At 69.3% G+C, this 24,957-nt stretch carries 24 protein-coding genes and 1 pseudogene; 18 read left to right on the plus strand and 7 right to left on the minus strand.

Translation table 11 applies throughout. The features are described 5' to 3' along the window. Nucleotides 1-82 precede the first annotated feature (82 nt). The 6 genes from HLB44_RS08570 (at nucleotide 83) to HLB44_RS08595 (ending at nucleotide 3,146) form a co-directional block, all read left to right on the plus strand. Nucleotides 83-700, plus strand: a complete 618-nt coding sequence (locus HLB44_RS08570; RefSeq protein ID WP_173122118.1) for a PEP-CTERM sorting domain-containing protein — start codon at nucleotides 83-85, stop codon at nucleotides 698-700. A 122-nt stretch (nucleotides 701-822) separates the two neighbouring features. After that, the gene (locus HLB44_RS08575; protein WP_173122119.1) at nucleotides 823-1,296 is read left to right on the plus strand and encodes a group II truncated hemoglobin; all 474 of its coding nucleotides are present in this window, start codon (nucleotides 823-825) and stop codon (nucleotides 1,294-1,296) included. Nucleotides 1,297-1,315: 19 nt separating this feature from the next. Then, complete coding sequence (locus tag HLB44_RS08580) at nucleotides 1,316-1,804, plus strand: DUF6265 family protein (protein ID WP_173122120.1); 489 nt, start codon at nucleotides 1,316-1,318, stop codon at nucleotides 1,802-1,804. Between the two features lie 174 nt (nucleotides 1,805-1,978). Continuing rightward, nucleotides 1,979-2,206 carry a hypothetical protein gene (locus tag HLB44_RS08585; RefSeq protein ID WP_173122121.1) on the plus strand — a complete coding sequence of 76 codons (228 nt, stop codon included), beginning with the start codon at nucleotides 1,979-1,981 and terminating at the stop codon, nucleotides 2,204-2,206. Nucleotides 2,207-2,259: 53 nt separating this feature from the next. Then, entirely contained in the window at nucleotides 2,260-2,685 is a 426-nt protein-coding gene (locus HLB44_RS08590; RefSeq protein WP_173122122.1) for a PaaI family thioesterase, read from the plus strand. A 56-nt stretch (nucleotides 2,686-2,741) separates the two neighbouring features. Continuing rightward, entirely contained in the window at nucleotides 2,742-3,146 is a 405-nt protein-coding gene (locus HLB44_RS08595; RefSeq protein ID WP_173122123.1) for a GNAT family N-acetyltransferase, read from the plus strand. Between the two features lie 5 nt (nucleotides 3,147-3,151). Here the strand turns inward: HLB44_RS08595 and HLB44_RS08600 are convergent, their stop codons facing one another. Together HLB44_RS08600 and HLB44_RS08605 are read right to left on the minus strand one after the other, a co-directional pair. Beyond that, a complete protein-coding gene (locus HLB44_RS08600; protein ID WP_173122124.1) occupies nucleotides 3,152-4,153 on the minus strand; it encodes a Bug family tripartite tricarboxylate transporter substrate binding protein in 1,002 nt (333 codons plus the stop codon). A 16-nt stretch (nucleotides 4,154-4,169) separates the two neighbouring features. Then, entirely contained in the window at nucleotides 4,170-6,083 is a 1,914-nt protein-coding gene (locus HLB44_RS08605; RefSeq protein ID WP_173122125.1) for an acyl-CoA synthetase, read from the minus strand. A 116-nt stretch (nucleotides 6,084-6,199) separates the two neighbouring features. Here HLB44_RS08605 and HLB44_RS08610 point away from each other — a divergent pair, with 116 nt between their 5' ends. Further along, nucleotides 6,200-7,417: a lanthionine synthetase C family protein gene (locus HLB44_RS08610; protein WP_173122126.1), complete on the plus strand. Its 1,218-nt coding sequence runs from the start codon at nucleotides 6,200-6,202 to the stop codon at nucleotides 7,415-7,417. Nucleotides 7,418-7,475: 58 nt separating this feature from the next. After that, a complete protein-coding gene (locus tag HLB44_RS08615) occupies nucleotides 7,476-7,955 on the plus strand; it encodes a hypothetical protein (protein WP_173122127.1) in 480 nt (159 codons plus the stop codon). Here HLB44_RS08615 and HLB44_RS08620 read toward each other — a convergent pair. Beyond that, nucleotides 7,952-8,866 (minus strand): LysR substrate-binding domain-containing protein, encoded by a 915-nt coding sequence (locus tag HLB44_RS08620; RefSeq protein ID WP_173122128.1) that lies wholly within the window; start codon nucleotides 8,864-8,866, stop codon nucleotides 7,952-7,954. The genes HLB44_RS08615 and HLB44_RS08620 overlap by 4 nt on opposite strands. Nucleotides 8,867-8,970: 104 nt before the next feature. Between HLB44_RS08620 and HLB44_RS08625 the strand changes: the two genes are divergently transcribed. Next, nucleotides 8,971-9,273, plus strand: coding sequence for a DUF6506 family protein (locus HLB44_RS08625; protein WP_173122129.1), 303 nt, complete (start codon nucleotides 8,971-8,973; stop codon nucleotides 9,271-9,273). A gap of 7 nt (nucleotides 9,274-9,280) precedes the next feature. On the opposite strand, the gene xdhC is transcribed toward HLB44_RS08625, so the two are convergent. Genes xdhC through xdhA form a run of 3 tightly spaced genes read right to left on the minus strand, consistent with a single transcriptional unit; the run spans nucleotide 9,281 to nucleotide 13,960 of the window. Continuing rightward, nucleotides 9,281-10,084 carry a xanthine dehydrogenase accessory protein XdhC gene (gene xdhC / locus HLB44_RS08630; protein WP_173122130.1) on the minus strand — a complete coding sequence of 268 codons (804 nt, stop codon included), beginning with the start codon at nucleotides 10,082-10,084 and terminating at the stop codon, nucleotides 9,281-9,283. A 10-nt stretch (nucleotides 10,085-10,094) separates the two neighbouring features. Then, nucleotides 10,095-12,422 (minus strand): xanthine dehydrogenase molybdopterin binding subunit, encoded by a 2,328-nt coding sequence (xdhB, locus tag HLB44_RS08635; protein WP_173122131.1) that lies wholly within the window; start codon nucleotides 12,420-12,422, stop codon nucleotides 10,095-10,097. Further along, nucleotides 12,419-13,960, minus strand: coding sequence for a xanthine dehydrogenase small subunit (xdhA, locus tag HLB44_RS08640; protein WP_173122132.1), 1,542 nt, complete (start codon nucleotides 13,958-13,960; stop codon nucleotides 12,419-12,421). Before xdhA ends, xdhB begins: the two co-directional genes overlap by 4 nt. Nucleotides 13,961-14,030: 70 nt before the next feature. Between xdhA and HLB44_RS08645 the strand changes: the two genes are divergently transcribed. The 9 genes from HLB44_RS08645 (at nucleotide 14,031) to HLB44_RS08685 (ending at nucleotide 24,002) form a co-directional block, all read left to right on the plus strand. After that, the gene (locus HLB44_RS08645; protein WP_173122133.1) at nucleotides 14,031-14,987 is read left to right on the plus strand and encodes a LysR family transcriptional regulator; all 957 of its coding nucleotides are present in this window, start codon (nucleotides 14,031-14,033) and stop codon (nucleotides 14,985-14,987) included. A gap of 86 nt (nucleotides 14,988-15,073) precedes the next feature. Beyond that, nucleotides 15,074-16,372, plus strand: coding sequence for a guanine deaminase (gene guaD, locus HLB44_RS08650; protein WP_173122134.1), 1,299 nt, complete (start codon nucleotides 15,074-15,076; stop codon nucleotides 16,370-16,372). A 51-nt stretch (nucleotides 16,373-16,423) separates the two neighbouring features. Further along, nucleotides 16,424-18,001, plus strand: coding sequence for an ABC transporter ATP-binding protein (locus HLB44_RS08655; RefSeq protein WP_173122135.1), 1,578 nt, complete (start codon nucleotides 16,424-16,426; stop codon nucleotides 17,999-18,001). Further along, nucleotides 17,994-19,079 (plus strand): ABC transporter permease, encoded by a 1,086-nt coding sequence (locus HLB44_RS08660; protein ID WP_173122136.1) that lies wholly within the window; start codon nucleotides 17,994-17,996, stop codon nucleotides 19,077-19,079. Before HLB44_RS08655 ends, HLB44_RS08660 begins: the two co-directional genes overlap by 8 nt. Nucleotides 19,080-19,082: 3 nt before the next feature. Beyond that, complete coding sequence (locus tag HLB44_RS08665) at nucleotides 19,083-19,997, plus strand: ABC transporter permease (RefSeq protein WP_173122137.1); 915 nt, start codon at nucleotides 19,083-19,085, stop codon at nucleotides 19,995-19,997. A 61-nt stretch (nucleotides 19,998-20,058) separates the two neighbouring features. Then, the gene (locus tag HLB44_RS08670) at nucleotides 20,059-21,213 is read left to right on the plus strand and encodes a BMP family ABC transporter substrate-binding protein (RefSeq protein ID WP_173122138.1); all 1,155 of its coding nucleotides are present in this window, start codon (nucleotides 20,059-20,061) and stop codon (nucleotides 21,211-21,213) included. Nucleotides 21,214-21,220: 7 nt separating this feature from the next. Next, complete coding sequence (locus HLB44_RS08675; protein WP_173122139.1) at nucleotides 21,221-22,321, plus strand: hypothetical protein; 1,101 nt, start codon at nucleotides 21,221-21,223, stop codon at nucleotides 22,319-22,321. 63 nt (nucleotides 22,322-22,384) lie between these two features. Continuing rightward, complete coding sequence (locus tag HLB44_RS08680; RefSeq protein WP_173122140.1) at nucleotides 22,385-23,434, plus strand: adenosine deaminase; 1,050 nt, start codon at nucleotides 22,385-22,387, stop codon at nucleotides 23,432-23,434. A 97-nt stretch (nucleotides 23,435-23,531) separates the two neighbouring features. Continuing rightward, entirely contained in the window at nucleotides 23,532-24,002 is a 471-nt protein-coding gene (locus HLB44_RS08685) for a hypothetical protein (RefSeq protein ID WP_173122141.1), read from the plus strand. A gap of 61 nt (nucleotides 24,003-24,063) precedes the next feature. On the opposite strand, the pseudogene HLB44_RS08690 reads toward HLB44_RS08685, so the two are convergent. After that, nucleotides 24,064-24,947, minus strand: a pseudogene (locus HLB44_RS08690) (PDDEXK nuclease domain-containing protein); the annotation flags it as partial. Between the last annotated feature and the right edge of the window lie 10 nt (nucleotides 24,948-24,957).

Below are 24,957 nucleotides of genomic sequence, written 5' to 3' on the forward strand. Positions count from 1 at the left end.
CACCTTCCTATACTCGCCCCCGGGCGCGCGCACAGCGCCCGGGACCGGCGCAATCACGCGCCGGCACAAGGGAGGAGTTTTCATGATTCGTCGATTCTTCGCGGCCGTGGCCGCGCTTTTGCTTTTCCAGTTCCAGCCGGCCGCGTCGGCCGCCGTCGTCACCGTCCATGAGGTGATCGACGCGCGCGACATCGTGATGCACACCGGCATTTCCGATGACCATTCGCCCTTCACGCTCGCGCCGGGCGACATCCTGAAGATCCGCTTCGACTTCCTGCCGGGCCAGGCGCTGCAGGTCGTGGATCTGGTGGCCCTGGGCGTGATCCTCAACGCCACCGATGGTGCGGACCATGCCGTGACCAACGGCAATGCGATGAGCTTCTTCGGCCTGCAGGGGCCTGCGCACGATCCGGCGCCGAACACCACCACGACGACCGGTTTCGGGCTGCTGTCGGTCTTCTACGCCAACGACATTCTCGACAACCCGCCGCACGGCGTCATTTCGTTCAGCGGCTTCGAGTTCACGATCTCGCTCGACTCGTTCTCGGACGGCCTGTCCGAGCGCACCTACCACCCGGCGATGATGTTCGTCAGCGGCGCATCGATCGCCGTGCTGCCCGAGCCTTCGACCATGCTGCTCGTGCTGTTGGCGCTGGGCGGCATCGCTGCGGTGCGTGCCGGTACGCGCGGGCGGCGCTGACCAGCGGCAGGTCGTCGAGCCGGGCGAGCGCATCGGCGCTTGCTCGGCGGGGTTGCCTCGATCCGATCGTGTCCCGGCCGCGCTAGAGTGCGGACCAGTTCGCTTCACCGATCGAGGAGCCCATGCCCGAGACGACCATCCCCACTCTCTACGAATGGCTCGGCGGCATCGAAGCGCTGACTCGCCTGACCACGCGCTTCTATGAACGCGTCAAGGACGACGAGGTGCTCGCGCCGGTCTTCGCCCACATGGGCGGCGAGCACCCGGCGCATGTCGCCGCCTTCCTCGGCGAAGTGCTCGGCGGACCGACCACGTACTCCGAGCAGCACGGCGGCCATCCGCACATGATCCGCCAGCACCTGAACCGCCACCTGAAGCAGGAGCAGCGCCGCCAATGGGTCGCACTGCTGCTCGACACCGCCGATGAGCTGAAGATGCCGGACGACCCGGAGTTCCGCTCCGCGCTGGTCGGCTACCTCGAATGGGGCTCGCGGCTGGCGGTGATCAATTCGCAGCCCGGCGCCGGTGCCGATCCGGATGCGCCGATGCCGAAGTGGGGCTGGGGCGAGGTCAAGGGGCCGTACGTCGGCAGCTAGGGTGAACCGCCTCGCTGCGATGAACGGCCTGCGCCTCGGCATTGCGCTGGCCTTCACGCTGGTTGCAGGACTTGCTGTACCGGCTCGCGCACAAGGCATCGAGCAGCTGGCCTGGCTCGCCGGCTGCTGGAGCGCCGAGGGGGGCGAGCCGGGCTCGGGTGAGCAGTGGATGGCACCCGCCGGCGGCACGATGTTCGGCATCGGCCGGACCATCCAGCGCGGCCGCACGGTCGAGTACGAGTTCGTGCAGATCAAGAGCGGTGCCGATGGCCAGCTGGTCTATGTCGCGACGCCATCCGGCCAGCGCGAAACGACCTTCACGCTGAAGAGCCAGTCGACGCACGAGGTGGTCTTCGAGAACTCGGCGCACGACTTTCCGCAGCGCGTGATCTATCGGCTGCTGCCCGACGGCCGGTTGGCCGCGCGCATCGAGGGGCTGCGGCAAGGCGTCTTGCGTGGCATCGACTTCCCGATGCGGCGCGCGGCGTGCGAGGCGCTCGCGCGATGAGCCCATCGCATCTCGGCCATTCCCGGCCGAGCGGCAAATTCCCGTCGGAGCATCCAACAAGTGCATCGCCGCAGCGGTGATGCGCCGGTGTACGCTGCGCGCCGAGGTTTCCACCTCGCCGAGGATCCCCCCCGGCCACCCCAAGGTCAGTCAGTCCCCAGCCAAGGAGCGCTCATGAAGCAAGTCATCGCATTGCTGGCAGCCATCGCCCTCACGGGCTCGTCGGCCACGTTCGCCGCCCAACCCAACATGGAAGCCGCGCTGGTGAGCCTGGAACAGGCGCGGGCGAGCCTGGAGAAGGCCACCGCGGACAAGGGCGGACACCGCGTCAAGGCCATCAAGGCCGTCGACGAGGCGATTGCGCGGGTCAAGGCCGGCATCGAGTACGCCAAGACGCACTGAACCGAGCCCGGCGCGCCGGTGGCCGCGGCACCACCGGCGCTTATGCTCGCCCGATGGACAAACAATCCTTCTTCTGGCGCATCATGGCCGGCGAGCTGCCGCCGCCGCGCGCGGCGCAGACGCTCGGCGCGGTGTTCCTGCATGTCGACGGCGAGGCCGGCCTGGCCGAGCTGCAGTTCGACGGCAAGCCCGAGTTCACCAACCCGGCCGGCAACATCCAGGGCGGCTTCCTCGCCGCCATGCTCGACGACACGATGGGCCCGGCGCTGGCCGCGACCTTGAAGCAGGGCGAATTCGCGCCGACGCTGAACCTCAATGTCTCGTTCCACCGCGCGGCGGTGGTCGGCGTGCTGACGGGCAAAGGACGCGTGATCAAGCGCGGCCGCGACGTCTGCTTCCTCGCCGGCGAGCTGTTCCAGAACGGCGAGCTGGTGGCGTCGGCCACCGCGACGGCGATCGTGCGGGCAATGACGAAGTGACGGGTGGACCGCCGATCGGGGCGCTGCTGCGTCCGCTCGAAGCCGCTGAATGTTCCGTGGTTGCCCGCTGGGCAATCGCCGAAGGATGGCCTGGCCGCAGCAAGGACGTGCCGCTGGACGAGGCGGAGTTCGTCCAGCTGCTGCGCCTGCCGCAGCACTACAGCCACGCGCTGGCCGACGAGGCCGGCAGCGTGGTCGGCTTCGGCCAGGTGTGGATCAACCCGGCAGGGCGTGTGAACCTGGTGCGCGTTCTGGTCGACCCCGCGCGGCGCGGACAAGGCATCGGCAGGCGCCTGTGCGCATTGCTGTTCGCCGAGGCGCAGCGCCACTCCGCCGATGGATCGGTGTGGCTGCGCGTGCGGCGCGACAACGCTGCCGCGATCAGCGTGTACCGTGCACTCGGGTTCGAGGTGATCGAGATCGAGTCGAACGACGTGGCGTGTTCGATGAGGTTCGGCTGAAAGACCTACTCCAGCTTCGCCCCCGACTGCTTGACCATGCGCTGCCACACCGGCAGCTCGCGCTTGTAGACCGCCGCAAACTGCTCCGGCGTGTTGGCGCGCACGTCGAAGCCCATCGCGACGATGCGGGCCTTGACGTCGGGCTGCTCGCAGGCGGCGCGCAGCTCGTCGGCCAGGCGCTGCAGCACCGGTTTCGGCGTGTTCGCGGGCGCGGCGATGGCGAGCCAGCCGGTCAGCCGGTAGGCCTCGTCCTTCAGGCCCTGCTCGGCCATCGTCGGCACGTTGGGCAGCGTCGCGATGCGGTTCTCGCCGGTGACGCCCAGCACCTTCAGCTTGCCGGCCTCGATGTGCGGCTTGGCCTGCAGCGCGCTGGCGTAGGCGATGTGGATCTGGCCGCCGATCAGGTCCTGCACCATCGGTGCCTCGCCCTTGTACGGCACGTGCGACATGTCGCCGTTGGCCACGTCGCTCATGTGCGCGCCGGCCAGGTGCGGATAGGCGCCGATGCCGTAGGAGCCGTAGGACAGCTTGCCCTTGTTCTTGCCGATGTACTGCATCAGCTCGCCGGCGTTGTTCGCCGGGATGCTCGGGTGCGCGATCAGCAGCAGCGGCGCGACGGCGATCTGCGACACCAGCGTCAGGTCGCGCTCGACGTTGTACGGCAGCTTCTCGTACAGGAACTGGTTCGTCAGCAGCGAGTTCGACAGGCCCAGCACGATGGTGTGGCCGTCCGGCGGCGACTTGGCGACGAGATCCGTGCCGACGATGCCGGCGGCACCAGGCTTGTTCTCGACCAGCACCGGCTGCCCCATCTTCGGCGCCATCTTCTCGGCCAGCAGGCGGGCCAGGATGTCCGTTGCGCCACCGGGTGCGAAGGGCACGATGATCTTCACCGGCTTGCTGGGATAACCCTGTGCATGAGCGGCCGGCGTGGCCAGGCCGGCGGTGGCCGCGGCGGCGAGTGCCAGCACGCACAGGCGCCGTTCGAGCGAGGTTCTCTTCGTCATGCTGTCTCCGGAAGGTTCATTGCGGCCGGCTGATCCGGCTCGGGAAGGGCAGGCGTTCCAGCGCCCGCCGCAGGGCTTGTTCGAACGCCGCGGCGGCGCCGGCGGGCAGCGTCACGGCGATGCGCTGGTCGCCTTCGTTGGCGATCTGCATGCCGGCCGGGTCGGCGCCGTGCTCGCGGCACAGCGCCTCGGCGATGTCGCGCGCCACCGCCGCTGCCGCCATCGCGCGCAGCTCGGGCTTGTAGATCTTGCCGACGTTGGTCTGCGGCATGCGCTCGATGATGATCACGCGCTTCGGCTTTGCCGGCGCCTCGTCGACACGCTCGGCGGTGAAGGCCAGCAGCTCGGCTTCGCTGACGGGCGCGGCGCCGGGCGCGAGTGTTGCGAATACCACCGGCAGCTCGCCGGCATACGCATCCGGCGCGCCGACCGCGGCGCAGAGCTGGATCGCCGGATGCGCGCCCAGTGCGTCCTCGATCACCTTCGGGTCGATGTTGTGGCCGCTGCGGATGATCAGGTCCTTCGAGCGGCCGGTCAGGTTGAGCCTGCCCTCGCCGTCGATCCAGCCCAAGTCGCCGGTGGCGAGCCAGCCGTCGGCGGTGAAGGCCTTGGCGTTGTCGGCGGGATCGACGAAACCGGAGAACAGGTTCGGCGACTTGAACAGCACCATGCCGGTTTCGCCGGGGGGCAGCTCGGTGTCGCTGGCGCCCCCTTGCGCATCGAGCGCGACGATGCGCAGCTGCGAATACGGCATGCGAAAGCCCACGCAGCCCGCCGGCGCCGTGACGCCCGGCGGCGTGATCGTGGAGATGCCGGCCATCTCGGTCATGCCCAGGCTCTCGTGCGGATGCAGGCCGCTGATCCGTTCGAAGCGCGCCGACAGCTCGGGCGACAGCGGCGCGGCGCCGGTGCGGCAGAAGCGCAGCGACGAGATGTCGGCCGCGCCGACCGGCACGTTGGCCAGCGCCGCGAGCACCGTCGGCACGGCGGACAGCACGGTCGCGCGGTGCTGCTCGACGAGGCGCCAGTAGTGCTCGATCACCGCGCGGTTGCGGAACAGCGCCGGCGTCGGGATCACCGTTTCCATGCCGCAGGACAGCGCCGCCAGCGTGCCCGGCAGCACGCCGGCGACATGGAACAGCGGGTAGCCATTGATCGTCACGTCGTCGGCGCGTGCGCCCTGCAGCTGCACGCAGGCCCAGGCGGTGAAGACTTGCGCGCCATGGCTGTGGCGCGCCAGCTTGGGCGCGCCGGTGGTGCCGCCGGTGTGGAAGTAAGCTGCAATGTCCTCGGCCGCGATCTGGCGCCCGCTGACGAGGCGATCGTCGGGCTCGGCAGCGCGCGCCGCGGCGAAGTCCAGCACGCCGTCGGGCAGCGCGGCGGGCGTGGCGGTCTCGCCGAGCGGCGCCACGCGCAGGATCGTGCGCAGCGCCGGCAGCTGCGCGCGCAACCGCAAGGCCTTGGACCAGTAACCCGCATCGTCGTCGCCGCCCCAGGCGAACAGCACGGTCGCGCGCGCCGCCTTCATCAGCGAGATGAGCTTCTCGTCGCTGAGCAGCGGGTTCAGCGGCTGCACGATCGCCGCCGCCTCGCCGCCCCACAGCGCCAGGTGGTAGTCCAGGCAGCCGGGCAGCAGCACCGCGACCGCATCGCGCGGCGTCACGCCGAGCCGGTGCAGCAGGTTCGCGGTCTGGTGCACGCCGGCCAGCAACTCGGCATAGGACCAGCGCAGCGGCGCGGTGCCGGGCGCGGCGTCGGGCAGGAAGCTCAGTGCGGTCTTCGCGCCGAAGGCCTGCGCCGAATTGCGCAGGATCTCGTAGGTACTGCGCACCGGCAGCGCCTCGGCCAGCGGGCGTTGCTCGAGCCGGCGCACGTCGTCGAGGCTGCGGATCGGGAACGACGGGGCGAACGGCGGGTGGAGCTCGGGCATGCGGCGATCCAAAGCGGGTCGTCGATGATGCCACCCGGGCCCGGTGCGCGGTGTACCGGCCGTGACAGCAGGAACGCGCATGGCATAGTGCCCGGCCGCTACCCGAAAGCCGCGCGATGACGAGCCTGTTCGACCCCGCACGCCACGAGGCGCTGGCCGGCCCGCGCTGGGATGCTGCGCTCGCGCGCAGCGCGCTTCAGCGCATCGCTGCCGAGGCCATCGCCGCCTTCGAGCCCGGCCGCGGCTGGCCGGCCCATGCACGCGACGATCCCGAAGCGCCCGGGCAGCGTTTCGACATGCTGTACATGGGCTCAGGCGGCGTGATCTGGGCGCTGCAGCATCTGGCGCGCAGCGGCGTGATCGAAACGCCACCGCCGGCGCTGCTCGACGAGGCGCAGGCGCTGCCCGAGCGCAACCGAGCGCTGACCACCGGCTGGGGCTACGGCACCGCGTCGTACTTCATGGGCGATGCCGGGCTGATGCTGCTGCAGCACCGCCTGGCGCCGAGCGCGGCGCTGGCCGATGCGTTGTACGCGGTGGTCGAGGGCAACTTCGGGCATCCGGCGCGCGAGCCCTTGTGGGGCTCGCCGGGCACCTTGATCGCCGCGCTGCACATGGCCGAGCGCACGGGCGAGGCGCGTTGGCGCATGCTGCTGCAGCGCGGCCTCGAGCATCTGTGGCAGCAGATGCAGTTCGACGAATCGGCCGGCGGCGTGTGGCTGTGGCGGCAGGACCTGTACGGCAAGCAGCGCTGCTTTCTCGGCGCCGCCCATGGCTTCGTTGGCAACCTGTACCCGGCGCTGCGGGGTGCCGCACTGCTCGATCCGGCGCTCGTCGCGCGGTTCCTCGAACGCGGCCTTGCGACGCTCGAGGCCACTGCCCTGCGCGACGAGGCCGGCCGCATCAACTGGCATGGCTTTGCCGACCCGGCACTGGCCGCGAAGGCCCTGCCGCTGGTGCAGGACTGCCACGGCGCGCCGGGCGTGATCTGCCGCCTGGCCGGCGCGCCGCGCACGCCCGCGTGGGACGCGCTGTTGCTCGCCGCCGGCGAACTGATCTGGCATGCCGGCCCGCTGGCCAAGGGCGCGGGCCTCTGCCACGGCAGCGCCGGCAACGGCTGGGCGCTGCTGAAGCTGGCCCGGCGCAGCGGCGAAGAGCGCTGGCTCGATCGCGCACGCGCCTTTGCGATGCATGCGATCGGGCAGGTCGAGCAGCAGCGCGAGAAGAGCGGCCACGGCTGGTACTCGCTGTGGACCGGCGACCTCGGTGTCGCGCTGTTCCTCGCCGCCTGCCTGAGCGGCGACGACGCCTGCCCGACGCTGGACGTGTTCTGAGCGCCGGAGCCCCTGGCCCTGTCGAGGAAGTAGAGTCGACGACATCGAAGGAATCCCGGTGATCGGAACCGTATCGCGCAGACTGCTCTTCGCCGGGCTCGGTCTGTCCCTGCTGGCGGCCTGTGGCGGAGGCGACCCGGAAGCGGCCACGACGGAGCTCGTGCACGTCAGCCTCGAAGGGCTCGGCAGTGTCGCCGCGGGTCAGTACGTGTTTCGCACGCAGGCCGAGTGGCAACGCTTCTGGGCGGAACACCCGCACCATGACAGCCACAGCCGCCGGCCGGCGCCGGACGTCGACTTCACGCGCTACGCCGTCGCCGGGGTCTTCGCGGGGCCGAAGCCCCGGTGCCGCAGCCTCGCCATCACCGACTCGCGCAGCGACAACGAAACCATCACCCTTCGATACCGCGTGATCACGTTTGGCCAGAGCACCCCCTCGTCGTGCATTGGTGGCGACATGTTCTTCTTGAACCTCGCCGATGGGGTGCTCGTCCCTCGGCAGGTCAATGACGTGCGGTTCGAGCTGAGCGACGGTTAAGGCCTCGCGCTGGCCGACGTGCCGGCGCCCGCCAGCTCCACGAACAACCGTCCCGCGGCACTGGCCGCCTCGCGCCGCCACACCAGGAAGATCCGCAAGGCCATCGGCAGCCACGGCAGCGCGCGAAACACGACGCCGGGCGGCGCGATGCGCTCGCTGCTGTGTTGCACGATCGCCAGGCCGAGCCCGGCGCCGACCAGGCTCAGCACGGCGGCCGGCTCGGCCGCTTCGTAGCGCACGTCGGGCGTGAAGCCGCCGGCCTGGCAGCCGGCGAGCCACTCGCTGCGCGCCGCGGCATGCGTCGCCGCGGGCATCGTGATGAAGACCTGGCCGTCGAGCTGCGCGGGGCGAAGCGCGGCGCGGCGCCGGCCGGCCAGCGGGTGCGATGCCGGCAGCGCCAGCACCAGCGGCTCGCTGAAGCGCAGCGCCGAAGCGAGCAGCGGATCGTCGTCGGCCGGGGCCGAATACGCGTAGCCGGCATCGAGCTCGCCGCGCCGCAGCCCGTCGAAGATGCCAGCCGAGCGCAGGCCGCGCAGGTCGATCACCACCTTCGGTGCCTCGCTGCCGAAGCGCAGCATGTCGGCCTGCACCAGTCCCGCATGCAGCGCGCCTTCGACGGTACCCAGCGTCAAGCGGCCTTCGGTGCCCTGCGCGGCGCGCAGCGCGTCCTGCTCGACCTGCGCGGCATGCGCCAGCAGCGCCTGCGCCTGCGCGAGGAAGTCGCGCCCGGCCGGCGTCAGCTTCAGCCGCCGCTGCGCCCGCGTGAACAGCGCCAGCCCGAGTCGCTGCTCCAGGTCCTGGATCTGCCGGCTCAGCGGCGGCTGCGAGATCGCCAGGCGTTCGGCCGCGCGGCCGACATGCTCGGCCTGGGCGACGGCGACGAAGTAGCGCAGTTGTCGAAGCTCGAGCATCGGTTCTCCACGGCATCAGGCCAGACCCGAACGGTATTGGACGCCATGTGCCCCGGCCGGCACGCTACGCAGCGTTCGTTCCCAACCCTTTCGGAGATTCACCCATGGCTTTGCAATCCTTCGGCTTCATCGTCGCCGGCAACGGCTTCAACCCCGCCACGCACCGCAGCACGATGCAGTCCGAGCAGTTCACGATGCTGGCGGTCGGCGTGAGCCAGCCTGCCGAAGCGCCGGCCGTCGCGCGCGAGATGGTCGAGGCCGGCGTGCAGCTGATCGAGCTGTGCGGCGCCTTCGGCGCGGCCGACACCGCGCGCGTGCAGCAAGCGGTGCCGGAGAGCGTTCCGGTGGGCGCGGTGAGCTACGGCGGCGCGGCGATCGGCGCGCTGCATCGCCTGGTGGCGGCCTGAGGTCGGCCTAGGCGCTCGCCTGCAGCAGCTGCGCCAGCACCGCGATCGCGATGATCTCGGGCTCCTTGCCTTCGATGCCGGGCACGCCGATCGGGCAGGTCAGGCGGCCGAGCACTTCATGGCCTATGCCGCGTTCCTCGAAGCGGTGCAGGAAGCGCGCGCGTTTGGTCTGGGAGCCGATCAGGCCCAGGTAGCCGAAGTCGGCGCGCTTCAGGATCGCCTCGGTGATGCGCAGATCGAGCTCGTGGCTGTGCGTGAGCACGAGGTAGAAGCAGCCCGGCGGCGCGGCGGCGACTTCGGCCTCGACCGGCTCGACGCACATGCGCTCGATGTGCGCCGCGCTCGGCTCGGGCGGGAATTCGCTCTCGCGCTCGTCGATCCACTGCACCTTGCAGTTCAGGCCTTCGAGCAGCTTGATCATCGCGCGGCCGACATGGCCGGCGCCGTAGAGCTGCAGCGTGAAGCGCGGTGTCTCGGCCGGCCAGGCGGCGAGGGATTCGCTGGTCAGCCCTTGCGTGCGCAAGGTCAGCGCGCCGCCGCAGCATTGGCCGAGCGTGGGGCCGAGCGCGATTTTGCGGTCGTGCGGTGCCGGGTTGCCGGCAACCAGCTGCGCACGGGCGTCGGCAATGGCCTGCAGCTCGAGGTGGCCGCCGCCGATCGTGCCGGCGACCTGGTCGGCCGCGACCAGCATGCGCGTGCCGGCTTCGCGCGGCACCGAGCCGCGGGAATCCAGCACCTGCACTTCCATCGCCGGCCGGCGCTCGACCAGCCAGCGGCGGGCGATGTGCTGCAGCGAGTCGGGGGCGCTCATCGCGATGGCTTCAGGCTTCAGCGGTCGCGGCGCGCACCGCATCGACCGCGTCGAGGATCGCCTCGGGCGTCGAGGGCGCGCGCAGCGGAGGGTTCACCTTGTGATCACCGACCGCCGACACCGCATCGCGGATCGCGAGGAACACCGAGAACGGCAGCAGCAGCGGCGGTTCGCCGACGGCCTTGCTGCGATGGATCGTGTCCGCCGGGTTCTGCGTGTCGTACAGCGCGACCCGAAAATCCGCCGGACAGTCGTTGGCGGTCGGGATCTTGTAGGTCGACGGCGCATGCGTCATCAGCTTGCCGCTCTGCGGATGCCACCACAGCTCTTCCGTCGTCAGCCAGCCCATGCCCTGGATGAACGCGCCCTCGACCTGGCCGATGTCGATCGCCGGGTTCAATGATTGGCCGACGTCGTGCAGCACGTCGGCGCGCGTGAGCTTCCATTCGCCGCTCAGCGTGTCGATCACCACCTCGGAGCAGGCCGCTCCGTATGCGAAGTAGAAGAACGGGTTGCCCTGCAGCTTCTCGCGGTCCCAGTGCAGGCCGGGCGTCGCGTAGAAACCGTCGCTCCACAGCTGCACGCGGGCGAAATAGGCCTGCTGCACCAGCTCGTCGAAGGGCACGCTGAGGCCGTTGACCAGCACGCGGTCGTTGCCGAAGCGCACGTCCTCGACCGCGCCGCCATGCTTGCCGGCGGCGAAGCCGGCCAGGCGGTGCTTGATCTGCTTCGCCGCGTCCTGCGCCGCCTTGCCGTTCAGGTCCGAGCCGGTCGACGCGGCAGTCGCCGACGTGTTGGCCACCTTGTGCGTATCGGTGGCCGTGACGCGCACGCGATCGAGCCGCACGCCGAGCTCGTGCGCGACGACCATCGCGACCTTGGTGTTCAGGCCCTGGCCCATCTCGGTGCCGCCGTGGTTCGCGAGGATCGTGCCGTCGGTGTAGACGTGCACCAGCGCGCCGGCCTGGTTGAAGTGCGCGACGTTGAACGAGATGCCGAACTTCACCGGCGTCAGCGCGAGGCCGCGCTTGAGCACTGGGCTGGTGGCATTGAAGGCCGCGATTTGCGTGCGCCGTGCGCGGTAGTCGCAGCTCTCTTCGAGCCGTGCGACCAGCGGCTCGATGATGTTGTCGCGCACCACCTGGCCATACGGCGTGACGTTGCACTCGCTGGTGCCGTAGAAGTTCGCGCGGCGCACGTCGAGCGGGTCCTTGCCGAGGCCGCGCGCCACGTCGTCGAGGATCATCTCGATCGCCAGCGCGCCCTGCGGGCCGCCGAAGCCGCGGAATGCCGTGTTGCTCTGCGTATTGGTGCGCGCGCAATAGCCGTGCGCGGCGACCGCCGGCAGCCAGTAGGCGTTGTCGAAGTGGCAGAGCGCCCGCGTCATCACCGGCGGCGACAGGTCGGCCGAGAAGCCGGCATTGGCGACCAGGTCGATCTCGACGCCGGTGATGCGGCCCTCGGCATCGTGGCCGACCTCCCACTGGAACTCAAAACCGTGGCGACGGCCGGTGATGAGCATGTCGTCATCGCGGTCGGGCCGCAACTTGACCGGGCGCTTGAGCTTCGCCGCGGCGAGCGCCGCGACGCAGGCGAAGAGGGCGCTCTGGCTTTCCTTGCCGCCGAAGCCGCCACCCATGCGCCGGCAGACGACCTGCACGCGGTGCGCGCCGAGCTTCAGCGCATGCGCCACCGTGTGCTGCATCTCCGTCGGATGCTGCGTCGAGCAGTGCACCAGCAGGCCGCCGTCTTCCTGCGGGATCGCGTACGAGATCTGGCCTTCGAGGTAGAACTGCTCCTGGCCGCCGAGCGAGAAGCTGCCGCTCACGCGTTGCTCGGACGCAGCGAGCGCGGCGCTCGCATCGCCGCGCTTGAGGTGCATCGGCGGCACGACGTACTGCTGCTTCGCATGCCCGTCCAGCGCCGTCAGCACCGGCGGCAGCGCCTCGTGTCGGATCACCTGCTTGGCCAGGGCGGCGGCGCGGCGCGCGGCGAGCCGGTCGGTGGCGATCACCGCGAACACCGGCTGCCCGAGGTAGTGCAACACGCCGTCGGCGAGGATCGGATCGTCGTGCACGATCGGGCCGCATTCGTTGGCGCCGGGGATGTCGGCGGCGCTGAACACCGCCACCACGCCTGGCTGCGCGCGCAGTGTGTCGAGGTCGATGCCGAGCAGCCTGCCGTGCGCCACCGGCGACAGGCCGAGCGCGGCATGCAGCGTGCCCTGGACCTCGGCGATGTCGTCGACATACGGTGCGGCGCCGGCGACATGCAGATGCGCGGATTCGTGCGGCCGGGCGGTGCCGACGACGGGGAGGGTGTCCTGGGGTGCGTTCATACGATGTCGCTCCACACCGAGATCTGCTTTGTCGACAAAGGCGACGCCGGGCGCGTTTCGAGGAACAGCCGCTGCAGCAGGTTGCGCGCGGCGCGGCGCCGATAGTTGTCGCTGGCGCGCAGGTCGGAGAGCGGCGTGTAGTCGCTGTCCAACGCGGCCATCGCGGCCTGCAGCGTCGCCTCGTTCCATGCGTGACCACGCAAAGCCGCCTCCGCGCCCTTTGCACGTTTGACGATCGCTGCCATGCCGCCGAAGGCGAAGCGCGCGTCGCGCACGATCTCACCGTCGAGCTGCAGCCACAGTCCGCAGGCCAGCCCCGAGATGTCGCTGTCGTAGCGCTTGCTGAGCTTGTAAGCGCGCAACACCTGACTTGCGCGCGGCAGCGGCACGCGCAGCGCCTGCACGAATTCACCGGGCTCGAGCCGGTTCTTCATGTAGTCGACGTAGAAGTCCTCGAGCGGCATCTCGCGCACTGCCTCGCCATGTCGCAGCACGATCGAAGCACCGAGTGCGATCAGCACCGGCGCCGAGTCGCCGATCGGCGAGCCGTTGGCGATGTTGCCGCCCATCGTGCCGGCATGGCGGATCGGCGGCGAGGCGAAGCGCAGGTGCATTTCGCGCACGGCAGGCCAATGGCGACTCAGTGCGGACCAGGCGTCTTCGAGCGATGCGCCGGCGCCGATCTCCAGCATGCCGTCGACTTCGCCAATGGCCTTCAACTCGGCCACCTCGCCGATGTACAGGATCTCGCCCAGGTCGCGGAACTGCTTGTTGACCCACAGGCCGATGTCGGTGCAGCCGGCGAGCAGGCGCGCCTCGGGCTTCGCGGCGCGCAGCGCAGCGAAATCGGCCAGCGTGCGCGGCGCGCGGAAGTCCGGGCGCCGCAGCGGCGGCTCGTTGCGCAGCGAACGCAGCGCGGCCGCGATCGGTGCTTCGTCGATGCGCTGCACAGGCAGCTCGAACATGCGCTGCCCGGCGTCGAGGATCGGCCGGTAGCCCGTGCAGCGGCACAGGTTGCCGGACAGCTCGTCCGCCAGTTCCTGGCGCGTCGGCTGCGTGCCGAGCGCCTGGTGGCGCTCGTAGCAGGCGGTCATCGACATCACGAAGCCGGGGGTGCAGAAACCGCACTGCGAGCCGTGGCAATCGACCATCGCCTGCTGCACCGGATGCAGCACCGCGGCCGCGGCGGGCTGCTGCGGATCGGTCTTTGCCAGGTCCTCAACCGTCATCAGTGCCTTGCCGTCGAGCACCGGCACGAACTGGATGCAGGCGTTGACCGTCTGCCACGCGATGTGCTCGCCGTGCAGCTCGCCGACCATCACGGTGCAGGCACCGCAATCGCCCTCGTTGCAACCCTCCTTGGTGCCGGTGCAGTGCGCGTCTTCGCGCAGCCAGTTCAGCACGGTGCGGGTGGGGGACACGTCGTCCAGCGAGACGATCTCGCCGCGGTGGAAGAAGCGCACCGGGCGCACCGTGTCCGGTGTCGCGGCCGGTCCGCCGCCGGAGGCGCTGGGAGCGCTGGTGTGTGCTTGGGACATACCCGTAACTTAGCTTCTGATCGCCGGCTGTGTATACGATCGCGCTTATAACTCCTATTGAAATGCTCGTATGGCACGCGGCGCTGCGTTCGACAAGATCGAGTTGTCTCTCGTCAGGGTCTTTCACACCGTGATCACCGAACGCAGCGTATCGCGTGCCGCCTTGCGGCTCGCGACCAGCCAACCGGCCGTGTCGGCCCAATTGAAGCGCTTGCGGGCGTTGACCGGTGACCCGTTGCTGGTGCGCAGCGGCACCGGCATGGCGCCCACCACCGTCGCGCTGTCGCTGCTGCCGGCCGCTGCGCAGATCCTGCAGGGCGCGCAGGCGCTGTTCGGCGGCCACTCGCCGGCGCAGGGCTTCGCGCCCGAGCATGCCGAGCAGACCTTCCGCATCGCCGCCAGCGACTACCTCGATCCGCTGTTCCTGCCCGAGCTGGTGTCGCGTGTGAAGACGCAGGCGCCGAACGTGCATCTCGACCTGCTGCCACTGACGCGCGACTTCGACTACCGCGGCCATCTGGCGCGCGGTGAGGTCGACGTCGTGATCGGCAACTGGCTGCAGCCGCCGGCGGAACTGCATCTGGGCCGGCTGATCAGCGACGAGATCGTCTGCCTTGTCGCGCAGGATCATCCTGCCGTGCGCAGCCCGCGCAGCTGGACGCTCGAGCGCTATCTGGCAAGCGAGCACATTGCGCCGACGCCGCTGCATGCCGGCGGCCGCGGTGTCGTCGAGGAGCATCTGCAGGCCGCGGGCCTCGAACGGAACATTGCCGTGCGCACGCCGCACTTCGGCCTCGCGCCGGCGATGGTCGCGCGCACCCACCTCGTGCTGACCACCGGCCGCCAGTTCTGCGCCCGCTATGTCGGCATCCTGCCGGTGCGCATCGTGCGCTGCCCGGTCGACTTCCCGCCGCTGACCTACTACCAGCTGTGGCACGACCTGACGCACGCGTCGGCGGCCATCCGCTGGCTGCGCGAGCAGGTGCGCGACGTCGCGCGTGGTTTGTCCGAAGGGGGCCGCGCATGACGGCGGGCCGAGCGCCGGGCCGCTCCCAAGCCGGCCCGCATCCCCTCGGGGGATCGGCCGATGTACTCATCGGACGAGGGGCTGACATGACATCTGTCAAGACGGCGGTTCGCGCGGACCTGCTCGATTTCACTGCCGATCCCGGCCTCGCCGACCTGAACAGTCCGGCGGTGCGTTTCCGCCCCGACCACTGGCTGCTGACCGACGAGCGCGGCCGCATCGCCGCGGTGCAGCCGCACGAACCGGGCGACGATTTCCTGAAGCTCGATCGCCGCGGCCAGCTGCTGCTGCCGGGCTTCATCGACACCCATGTGCACTGCCCGCAGATCGACGTGATCGCATCGTGGGGCGCGCAGCTGCTCGACTGGCTCGAGACCTACACCTTCCCGGCCGAAGCGCGCCATGCGGAACCCGAGTACGCCGCCGCCGGCGCGAAGCTCTTCCTCGATGCGCTGCTGTCGCACGGCACCACCTCCGCGGTGGTCTTCCCGACCGTGCACCGCAGCGCCACCGAGGCGCTCTTCGACGCCTCGACGCAGCGCGGCATGCGCATCATCGCCGGCAAGGTGCTGATGGACCGCCATGCGCCGGACAACCTGCGCGACGACGTCGACGGTTCCGAGATGGAGTGCCGCGCGCTGATCAAGGATTGGCACGGCCGCGGCCGCATCGCGTACGCGCTGACGCCGCGTTTCGCCGCCACCAGCAGCGACGCGCAGCTGGCGATGGCCGGCCGCTTGCTCGCGGAACACCCGGGCGTCTACATGCAGACGCACGTCGCCGAGAACCCGGCCGAGGTGCGCTGGATCGCCGAGTTGTTCCCGAGCTCGCGCAGCTACCTGGATGTCTATGCAAGCCACGGCTTGTTGACCGAACGGTCGGTGCTGGCACACGGCATCTGGCTGGACGACCTCGATCGCGCGCTGCTGCACGACAGCGGCGCGCAGATCGCGCACTGCCCCTCGTCGAACCTGTTCCTCGGCAGCGGCCTGTTCGGCTGGCGCGAGGCGCGGGAGGCGGGCTTCAACGTCAGCCTGGGCAGCGACGTCGGCGGCGGTACCTCGCTGTCGATGCACCGGACGATGGCCGACGGCTACAAGGTGCAGGCGCTGGCCGGCACCAAGCTCTCGGCCTGGGCGCTGCTGCATGCGGCGACCCGTGCGGCGGCCGTGGCCTTGCGGCTGCCGCACGAAATCGGATTCCTCGAACCCGGCTGCGCGGCCGATTTCTGCGTCTGGGACTGGGCCGTCGGCTCGGTCGCCGAACGCCGGCACAGCGTGGCGCGGGAGTTGCATGAGAAGGTCTTCGCCTGGATCACGCTGGGCGACGAACGCAATCTGGTCGAGAGCTGGGTCGGCGGCCTGCGCCGCTACCAACGTATCTGACCTGGATCGCGGGGCGCAAGACCTCGGAAGATCATTGCCAGGAGACAACCCATGCTGCGACTCGAACTCGCGGGCATCACGAAGCAGTACCCCGCGGTGCGGGCGAACGACGACGTGTGCTTGCGCGTCGCCCCCGGCCAGATTCACGCCGTGCTCGGCGAGAACGGCGCCGGCAAGTCGACGCTGATGAAGATCATCTACGGCGCGGTGCAGCCCGATGCCGGAGAGGTGCGCTGGAACGGCCAGCCGGTGCGCATTGCCAACCCGCAACAGGCGCGGCAGCTGGGCATCGCGATGGTGTTCCAGCACTTCTCGCTCTTCGATACCTTGAGTGCGGCCGAGAACATCTGGCTCGGCCTCGACAAGTCGCTGCCGCTGCCGCAGGTGACCGAGCGCATCCGCGGCGTCTCGAAGGACTACGGCATCGAGGTCGACCCGCTGCGCCCGGTGCACACGCTGTCGGTCGGCGAACGCCAGCGCGTCGAGATCGTGCGGGCGCTGCTGACGAACCCGCAGCTGCTGATCCTCGACGAGCCGACTTCGGTGCTGACGCCGCAGGCGGTGCAGACGCTGTTCGTCACGCTGCGCCAGTTGGCGAAGGAGGGCTGCTCGATCCTCTACATCAGCCACAAGCTCGACGAGATCCGCGAGCTCTGCCACCACTGCACGGTGATGCGGGGCGGCAAGGTCACTGGCGAGGTCGATCCGACCCAGCAGACCAATGCCAGCCTGTCGCGGCTGATGATCGGCGCCGAGCCGCCCGAGCTCGCGCACCGGCCGGCCAATCCGGGCGGCATCGCGCTCGAGGTGAAGAACCTGTCGCTGGCCAAGGGCGGGCCTTTCGGCCGCACGCTCGACGGCATCGGCTTCCAGGTGCGCGCCGGCGAGATCGTCGGCATCGCGGGCGTCTCGGGCAACGGCCAGCAGGAGCTGATGGCCGCACTGTCGGGCGAGGACACGCGGGCGACGCCGGGCACGATCACCTTGTTCGGCACCGACATCGCGAGCGCGTCGCCGCGCAAGCGCCGCCGTCTGGGCCTGAACTTCGTGCCCGAGGAGCGCCTGGGCCGCGGTGCGGTGCCGACGATGTCGCTGGCCGAGAACACGCTGCTGACGCGCACCGAGGCGATCGGCACCGGCGGCTGGTTGCGCACCGGCGCGGTCAAGGCCATGGCCGAGGACCTGATCCGCCGCTTCAACGTCAAGGCCGGCGGCGCGGGCGCGGCGGCGAAGAGCCTCTCGGGCGGCAACCTGCAGAAGTTCATCGTCGGCCGCGAGATCGATGCGAAGCCGAAGCTCTTGATCGTCTCGCAGCCGACCTGGGGTGTCGACGTCGGCGCCGCGGCCTTCATCCGCGGCGAATTGCTGCGGCTGCGCGACGAAGGCTGCGCGCTGCTGATCGTCAGCGAGGAGCTCGACGAGCTGTTCGAGATCAGCGACCGGCTGCTGGTGATCGCGCAAGGCAAGGTTTCGCCGAGCATCCCGGTCGCCGAGGCGACGGTCGAGATGATCGGACAGTGGATGTCGGGGCTGTGGGACGAGCCCCCACCGCCGACCGATGCCGACGGTGCCAGCAGCGCCGTGGTCCACCCGTTTCCCGCGCCGGTGAGGAGTGCCCGCCATGCTTAAGCTCGAAGCCCGCCCGCAGCCTTCTGCGGCGATGTCGGTCGCCTCGCCCTTGATCGCGCTGGCGGTGACCATCGTGATCGGCGTGATCCTCTTCACTGCCCTCGGCAAGGATCCGCTGCGCGGCCTGCAGATGTTCTTCATCGAGCCGGTGAAGAATGCCTACGCGCTGAGCGAGATCGCGATCAAGGCGACGCCGCTGGCGCTGATCGCGCTGGGCCTGTCGATCTGCTATCGCTCGAACGTCTGGAACATCGGTGCCGAAGGGCAGTTCGTGCTCGGCGCGATCTTCGCCAGCGGTGTCGCGATGCAGGCAGGGCCGGACACCTCGCGGTTGATCGTCTTCGTCGTGCTCGCCGCCGGCGTGGTCGGCGGCATGGTGTGGGCCGGCATCGTCGCGCTGCTGCGCGACCGCTTCAACGCCAACGAGATCCTCGTCAGCCTGATGCTGGTGTATGTCGCGGAGCTGCTGCTGTCGTACCTGGTCTACGGGCCGTGGAAGGATCCGAAGGGCTACAACTTCCCGCAGACGATCACCTTCGCGGCGGTGACCAAGATCCCGCGCATCGTCGACGGCTTTCGCGCCAACATCGGCGTGCTGGTGGCGCTGGGCGCGGTGGCGTTGACCTGGCTCTTGCTGTTCCGCACCTATGCGGGCTTCCAGCTGCAGGTCGGCGGGCTGGCGCCGGCGGCGGCACGTTATGCCGGGTTCTCGTCGCGGCGCACGCTGTGGCTTGCGCTTCTGCTGTCCGGTGGACTCGCGGGCCTGGCGGGCGGGCTCGAAGCGGCCGGGCCGCTCGGCCAGCTGACGCCGTATGTCCCCGTGGGCTATGGCTTCGCGGCGATCATCGTCGCCTTCGTCGGCCGGCTGCATCCGGTGGGCGTGCTGTTCGCCGCGGTGCTGATGAGCATGTTCTACATCGGCGGCGAGCTGGCGCAATCGCGCCTCGGGCTGCCGAAGTCGATCACCGGCGTGTTCCAGGGCCTGCTGCTGTTCGCGCTGCTGGCCGCCGACACCTTGATCCACTACCGCGTGCGCTGGCAGGGCATTCGCCGCGCGCCGCAACCGGCGAGGGCCTGAACGATGGAATCTCTTGCACTTCTTGTCGCCGCGACCTTGTCGGCCGGCACCGTGCTGGCGATAGCCGGCCTCGGTCTCCTGATCAACGAACGCGCCGGCGTGCTGAACCTCGGCGCCGAAGGGATGATGCTGGTCGCGGCGATTGCCGGTTTCGCGACCGCCGTGACGACCGGCAGCGACCTGATGGCCTTCGCCGCCGGCATGGGCGCCGGCGCGCTGATGGCGCTGGTCTTCGGCCTGCTGGTGATCTGGCTCAACACCAACCAGTACGCCAGCGGCCTGGCGCTGAGCCTGTTCGGCATCGGCTTCTCGGCCTTCGCGGGCATCCGCTTCACGCAGGAGAAGCTGGGGCCACGCTTCAAGTTCGAGATCCCGGGGCTGGCCGATATCCCGTTCGTCGGACCGGCGCTGTTCAAGCACCACCCGATGGTCTACATCGCGGTGATCATGACCGTCGCGCTGGCCTGGTTCCTGTACCGCTCGCGCGCCGGGCTGGTGCTGCGGGCGGTGGGCGAATCACCCGACTCCGCTCACGCGCTGGGTTATCCGGTGCGGCGCATCCGGCTGCTGGCGGTGGTGGTCGGCGGCGCGCTGTGCGGCCTGGCCGGTGCCTACGTGTCGGTGGTCTACACGCCGCTGTGGGTCGAGGGGATGATTGCCGGCAAGGGCTGGATCGCGCTGGCGCTGACCACCTTCGCCACCTGGCGGCCGGCGCGCATCCTGCTGGGCGCCTACCTCTTCGGCGGCGTCACGATGCTGCAGTTCCACCTGCAGGGCGAGGGGGTGCAGATCCCGAGCCAGTGGCTGTCGATGCTGCCCTACCTGGCGACGGTGGTCGTGCTGGTGCTGATCTCGCGCAATCCGACGTGGATCCGCATCAACATGCCGGCTTCGCTCGGCAAGCCCTTTGCGCCATGACTTGCGCACCATGACGCGTGTCCATAATCCCCGTTCGCCCTCATCCCCAACTGGAGAAATCATGACGCCGACCTCGAAGCGCACGCTCCTGAAATTTGCTGGCTGGTCCACGCTCGCAGCCACCGCGGCCCTGGTGGGTTGCGGCAAGAAGGAAGAACCGCCGGCCCCGGCAGCCAGCGCGCCGGCGGCAGCGGCCCCGGCCAAGCCCGCACCGCTGAAGATCGCCTTCGCCTACGTCGGCCCCGTCGGCGACGGCGGCTGGACCTTCGCGCACGACAACGGGCGCAAGGCGGTCGAGAAGGAGTTCGGCGACAAGGTGGTCACCAGCTTCGTCGAGAAGGTGCCGGAGGCGGCGGATGCCGAGCGCGTCTTCCGCGACATGGTCGGCCAGGGCAACAAGCTGATCTTCGGCACCACCTTCGGCTACATGGAGCCGATGCTGAAGGTGGCGCCCGATGCCAAGGACGTCAAGTTCGAGCACGCCACCGGCTACAAGACGGCCGACAACCTGCGCACCTACGACTCGCGCACCTACGAAGGCGCGTACATGGCCGGCGTCATCGCCGGCAGCATGACGAAGACCAACACGCTGGGCGTCGTCGGCTCGATCCCGATCCCCGAGGTGATCCGCAACATCAACTCGTTCACGCTCGGCGCGCAGAGCGTCAACCCGAAGATCAAGACCAAGGTGGTGTGGGTCAACGAGTGGTTCAACCCGCCGAAGGAAACCGAGGCCGCCACCGCGCTGATCAACGGCGGCGCCGACGTGCTGATGCAGAACACCGATTCGGCCGCGGTGCTGAAGACCGCCGAGGAGAAGGGCAAGCGCGCCTTCGGCTGGGATTCCGACATGACCGCCTACGGCCCGAAGGCGCACCTCGGCTCGGCGATCATCAACTGGGCGCCGTACTACATCAAGGCCACGCGGGATGCGCTGGAAGGCAAGTGGGCCACCGGCAAGGCCTGGTGGGGCGTCAAGGAAGGCGCGATCGACATGGTCTCGGTCGCCGAGGACGTGCCGGCCGAGGCCAAGGCCAAGCTCGAAACGGTCAAGTCCGGCCTGAAGGACGGCAGCTTCTCGATCTGGAAGGGACCGATCACCGACAACACCGGCAAGGTGGTGATCGAGAAGGACAAGGTCGCCGACGATGAGTTCCTCGGAGGCATCAAGTTCTACGTCAAGGGCGTCGAAGGGAAAGTCCCGGGCGACAAGTAAGCCGGCCATGCGCAGCGATCGAGGCTGCACCGGGGTGCTTCGCGCCGGGTGCGGCCTCGTCGCCTTTCTCGCGGCGCTGGGCACATCGCTGGCGGCGCAGGCCGATTCCGCCAGCCTGCTCGCGCAGGCCCAGGCGGCCGACCCGGTGCGCTACGCGTTCGTCGTCGCCAGGAACACCGAGATCCGCGCCACCAGCGACAACAAGGCCTTCACGATGTGGTGGCAGCCGGCCACCGGCAAGGTTCCGGCCGGCGTGATCGTGCCGCTGAGCGGCCACGACGGCTGGGCGCACGACGGCATCTACCTGTGGCACGCCTACGCCGAGAAATACGGCTACGCGATCCTGTCGCTGCAATGGTGGTTCGGCGCCGGCGAGGCCACCGACGACTACTACCGCCCGGAGCACATGTACCCGCTGATCGCCGCGGCACTGAGCGACAAGGGCGTCAAGCCGGGCAGCGTGTTCTTCAATGGCTTCTCGCGCGGATCAGCCAACAGCTATGCGATGGCGGCGCTCGACCATGCCGCCACCGGCCGGCGATTCTTCGGCCTGGTGCTGTCCAATGCCGGCGGCGCGGCGGCCAACTACCCGCCCAACCAGCAGATCGAGTCCGGCGCGTTCGGCCCGTTGCCGTTCAGCGGTATCCGCTGGGCGATGTATTGCGGCCAGAAGGATCCCGATCCGATGCTCAGCGGCTGCCCGGCGATGACCGCGGCGCGTGATTGGGTCGTCAAGCACGGCGCCTCGGTGGTGCTGTTCATCGACGATCCGAACGGAGACCACGGCGGCTTCATGCTGAACAGTGCCAACGTCGAAACGGCGCTGGCCAGTTATGCAGCGATCCTGGCCACGACATCGAACGTGCTGTCGAATGCCGAATCGGATTGCCTTTTCAGCTGGGGCGAAGACACCTACGCGGCGCTGCTGTCGCCGCGCCGGCCGGCGTCGCTGGTCTCGGCGCCGTACTACTACCGCCACTACGCCGGCACGAACACTTACGTCGGCGTCTCGTCGGCGGACAACCATCTCTACCTTCTCGATGGCCGCGGCGCGCTGAGCGACCTGGGCCCGGCCGCCCCCTGGTCGGCGCGGGCCGGCTGCCGCTGAAGCGCCGCGCCCGTCGCAGGCACCCGGTATGCTGCAACGTCCGCGCACCGACACGAGCCGATCATGATCCAGTTCGACAACATCCCCCGCTCCAAGCTTCCGGACCTGCTGCGCAAGGCCCCGAAAGCCGAGCTGCACATCCACATCGAAGGCTCGCTCGAGCCCGAGCTGATCTTCAAGCTGGCGCAGCGCAACGGCGTCGCGCTGGCCTACCCGAACGTCGAGGCGCTGCGCGCCGCCTACGCCTTCACCGACCTGCAGAGCTTTCTCGACATCTATTACGCCGGCGCCAGCGTGCTGTTGAAGGAGGAAGACTTCTTCGACATGGCCTGGGCCTACTTCGAGCGCGCGGCCGCCGACAACATCGTGCGCGCCGAGCTCTTCTTCGACCCGCAGACGCACACCGCGCGCGGTGTCGACACCGGCATCGTGATCCGCGGGCTGCACCGCGCCTGCCAGCGCGCGCAGTCGGAGCTGCGCATCAGCGCCGACCTGATCCTGTGCTTCCTGCGCCACCTGAGCGAGGAAGAGGCGTTCGCGACGCTCGAAGCCGCGCTGCCGTACCGCGAGCTTTTCATCGGCGTCGGCCTCGACAGCAGCGAGCAGGGCCACCCGCCGGAGAAGTTCGAGCGCGTGTTCGCGAAGTGCGCAGAGCTCGGTCTGCACCTTGTCGCCCACGCCGGCGAGGAAGGGCCGCCGGACTACGTGCGCAGCGCGCTCGACGTGTTGAAGGTCGAGCGCATCGACCACGGCGTGCGCAGCCTCGAAGACCCGGCGCTGGTCGCACGCCTGGCGCGCGAGCGCATTCCGCTGACGGTGTGCCCGCTGTCGAACATCAAGCTCTGCGTGTTCCCGGACCTGTCGCACCACAATCTGCCGAAGCTGCTCGACGCCGGGCTGTGCGCGATGCTCAACAGCGACGACCCCGCGTACTTCGGCGGTTACCTGAACGACAATCTCGTGCAGACCTTCGAGGCGCTGCCGCAGCTCGGTGCGCGCCAGGCCTACCAGGTGCTGCGCAACAGCTTCGAGGCGAGCTTCGTGCCGGCCGAGCGCAAGCAAGCCTGGATCTCGCAGCTCGACACCTTGTTCGATCGCGTGTCGGCCAGCTGAGGGAGCGGCCCGGCGCCGACTGAATCCCATCAGACTAGGGGTAGTGAACCCCGCCGCTCATGCCGATACTGCCGCACCTTTTGCGTGCAAGAAAATCATGAGACAACTGCTCGGCAGCGAGCTGGCAGTCCGGCCGCTCGCATCCGCAGGACCGGATGACGAACCGAAGTGCGAGCTGTTGCGCGCAGGCGCGCCCACCGGATGCCAGGTGTTCGGCGCGGTGCTCGAGGCGGCGATCCTGTGGAACGACCGCACGCTGCTGTTCATGACCGACGGAATTCCCTATGAGGACTTCCTGACCATCCACCTGTTCGACGATCGTCTCTCGCCGCTCGACAGCGCCAGCATCGGCACGATGTTCTCGACCGGATCGTTCTCGCTGCTGCGCCTGGACGAGCCGAATCGGGTGGTCTTCCGCTTCATCGGCGACACCGCCTGGACGGTCGAGCTGCTCGAGCAACCGGTGCTGCAACTGCCACTGCTCGGCGATCCGCCCGGCGTGCAGCGCAGGCTGCGGCTGCAGCGGCATTTCCGGCTGCACACGCAGCCGCGACACCAAGCGGCCTGACGACCCCGGCTTGCGTTCCATCAGTTGTCTGCCCCGGGCGCATCGTCGGCCAGCGCACCCAGCTCCCGCTCAGCAGCAGGCCGATGGTGGGGTGGTCGTGCTCGTTCTTGACCTGCCGGTCCACGGCGGTGAGTAGAAGCCGAGCTGCCCCAGGTGCTCGGGCTTGAACTTGCCGGCCTTCAGCTCGATGACCACGTAGCAGCGCAGCTTGAGGTGATAGAAGAGCAGGTCGATGAAGAACTCGTCGCCGCCCACGTCCAGCAGCACCTGGCGGCCAACGAAGGCGAAGCCCGCGCCGAGCTCCAGCAGAAAGCGGGTCACGTGCCGGACCAGCGCCTGTTCCACCTCGCGCTCCTGGGCGGCGTCGGTCAGGCCCAGGAAGTCGAAGCGGTAGGGGTCCTTCAGCGACTCGCGCGCCAGGTCGGACAGCGGCGCGGGCAGGCGCGCATCGAAATTGGTGATGGCCTGCCCCGCACGGGCGTGCGCCTGGGTCTCGATCTGCATCACCAGCACGTTGCGCGACCAGTTGTGTGCGATGGCCTGGGCGGCGTACCAGCGCCGTTGCTCGGGGTCGGCCAGCTTGTCGAGCAGGGCGAGCTGGTGATACCAGGGCAATTGTGCAAGCACCGCTTGCACGAACTCGGCGTTCGGCCATGCCTGGGCGAACGCGCGCATGTACTTCAGGTTGCGCGGCGAGAAGCCCTTCATGTTCGGAAAGGCCGTGCGCAGATCGTGCGCCAGCCGGTCGATGACTTTCGCGCCCCAGCCCTCGCGGTCTTGCCGCTCGAGAATGTCGCGGCCGATCTGCCAGTACAGCAGCACCAACTCGCGATTGACCGCCAACACCGCCCGCTGCTGCGCGCTGTGGATGCGGGCCTTCAGCTCGGCCAGCCAGTCGGCATAGCCGGCAGGCGGCGGCGTCAGCGAGGCGGGGCGGTCGGTCATGGGTGCGGTA

Source organism: Pseudaquabacterium terrae, assembly GCF_013266755.1.
Lineage (GTDB): Bacteria > Pseudomonadota > Gammaproteobacteria > Burkholderiales > Burkholderiaceae_C > Pseudaquabacterium > Pseudaquabacterium terrae.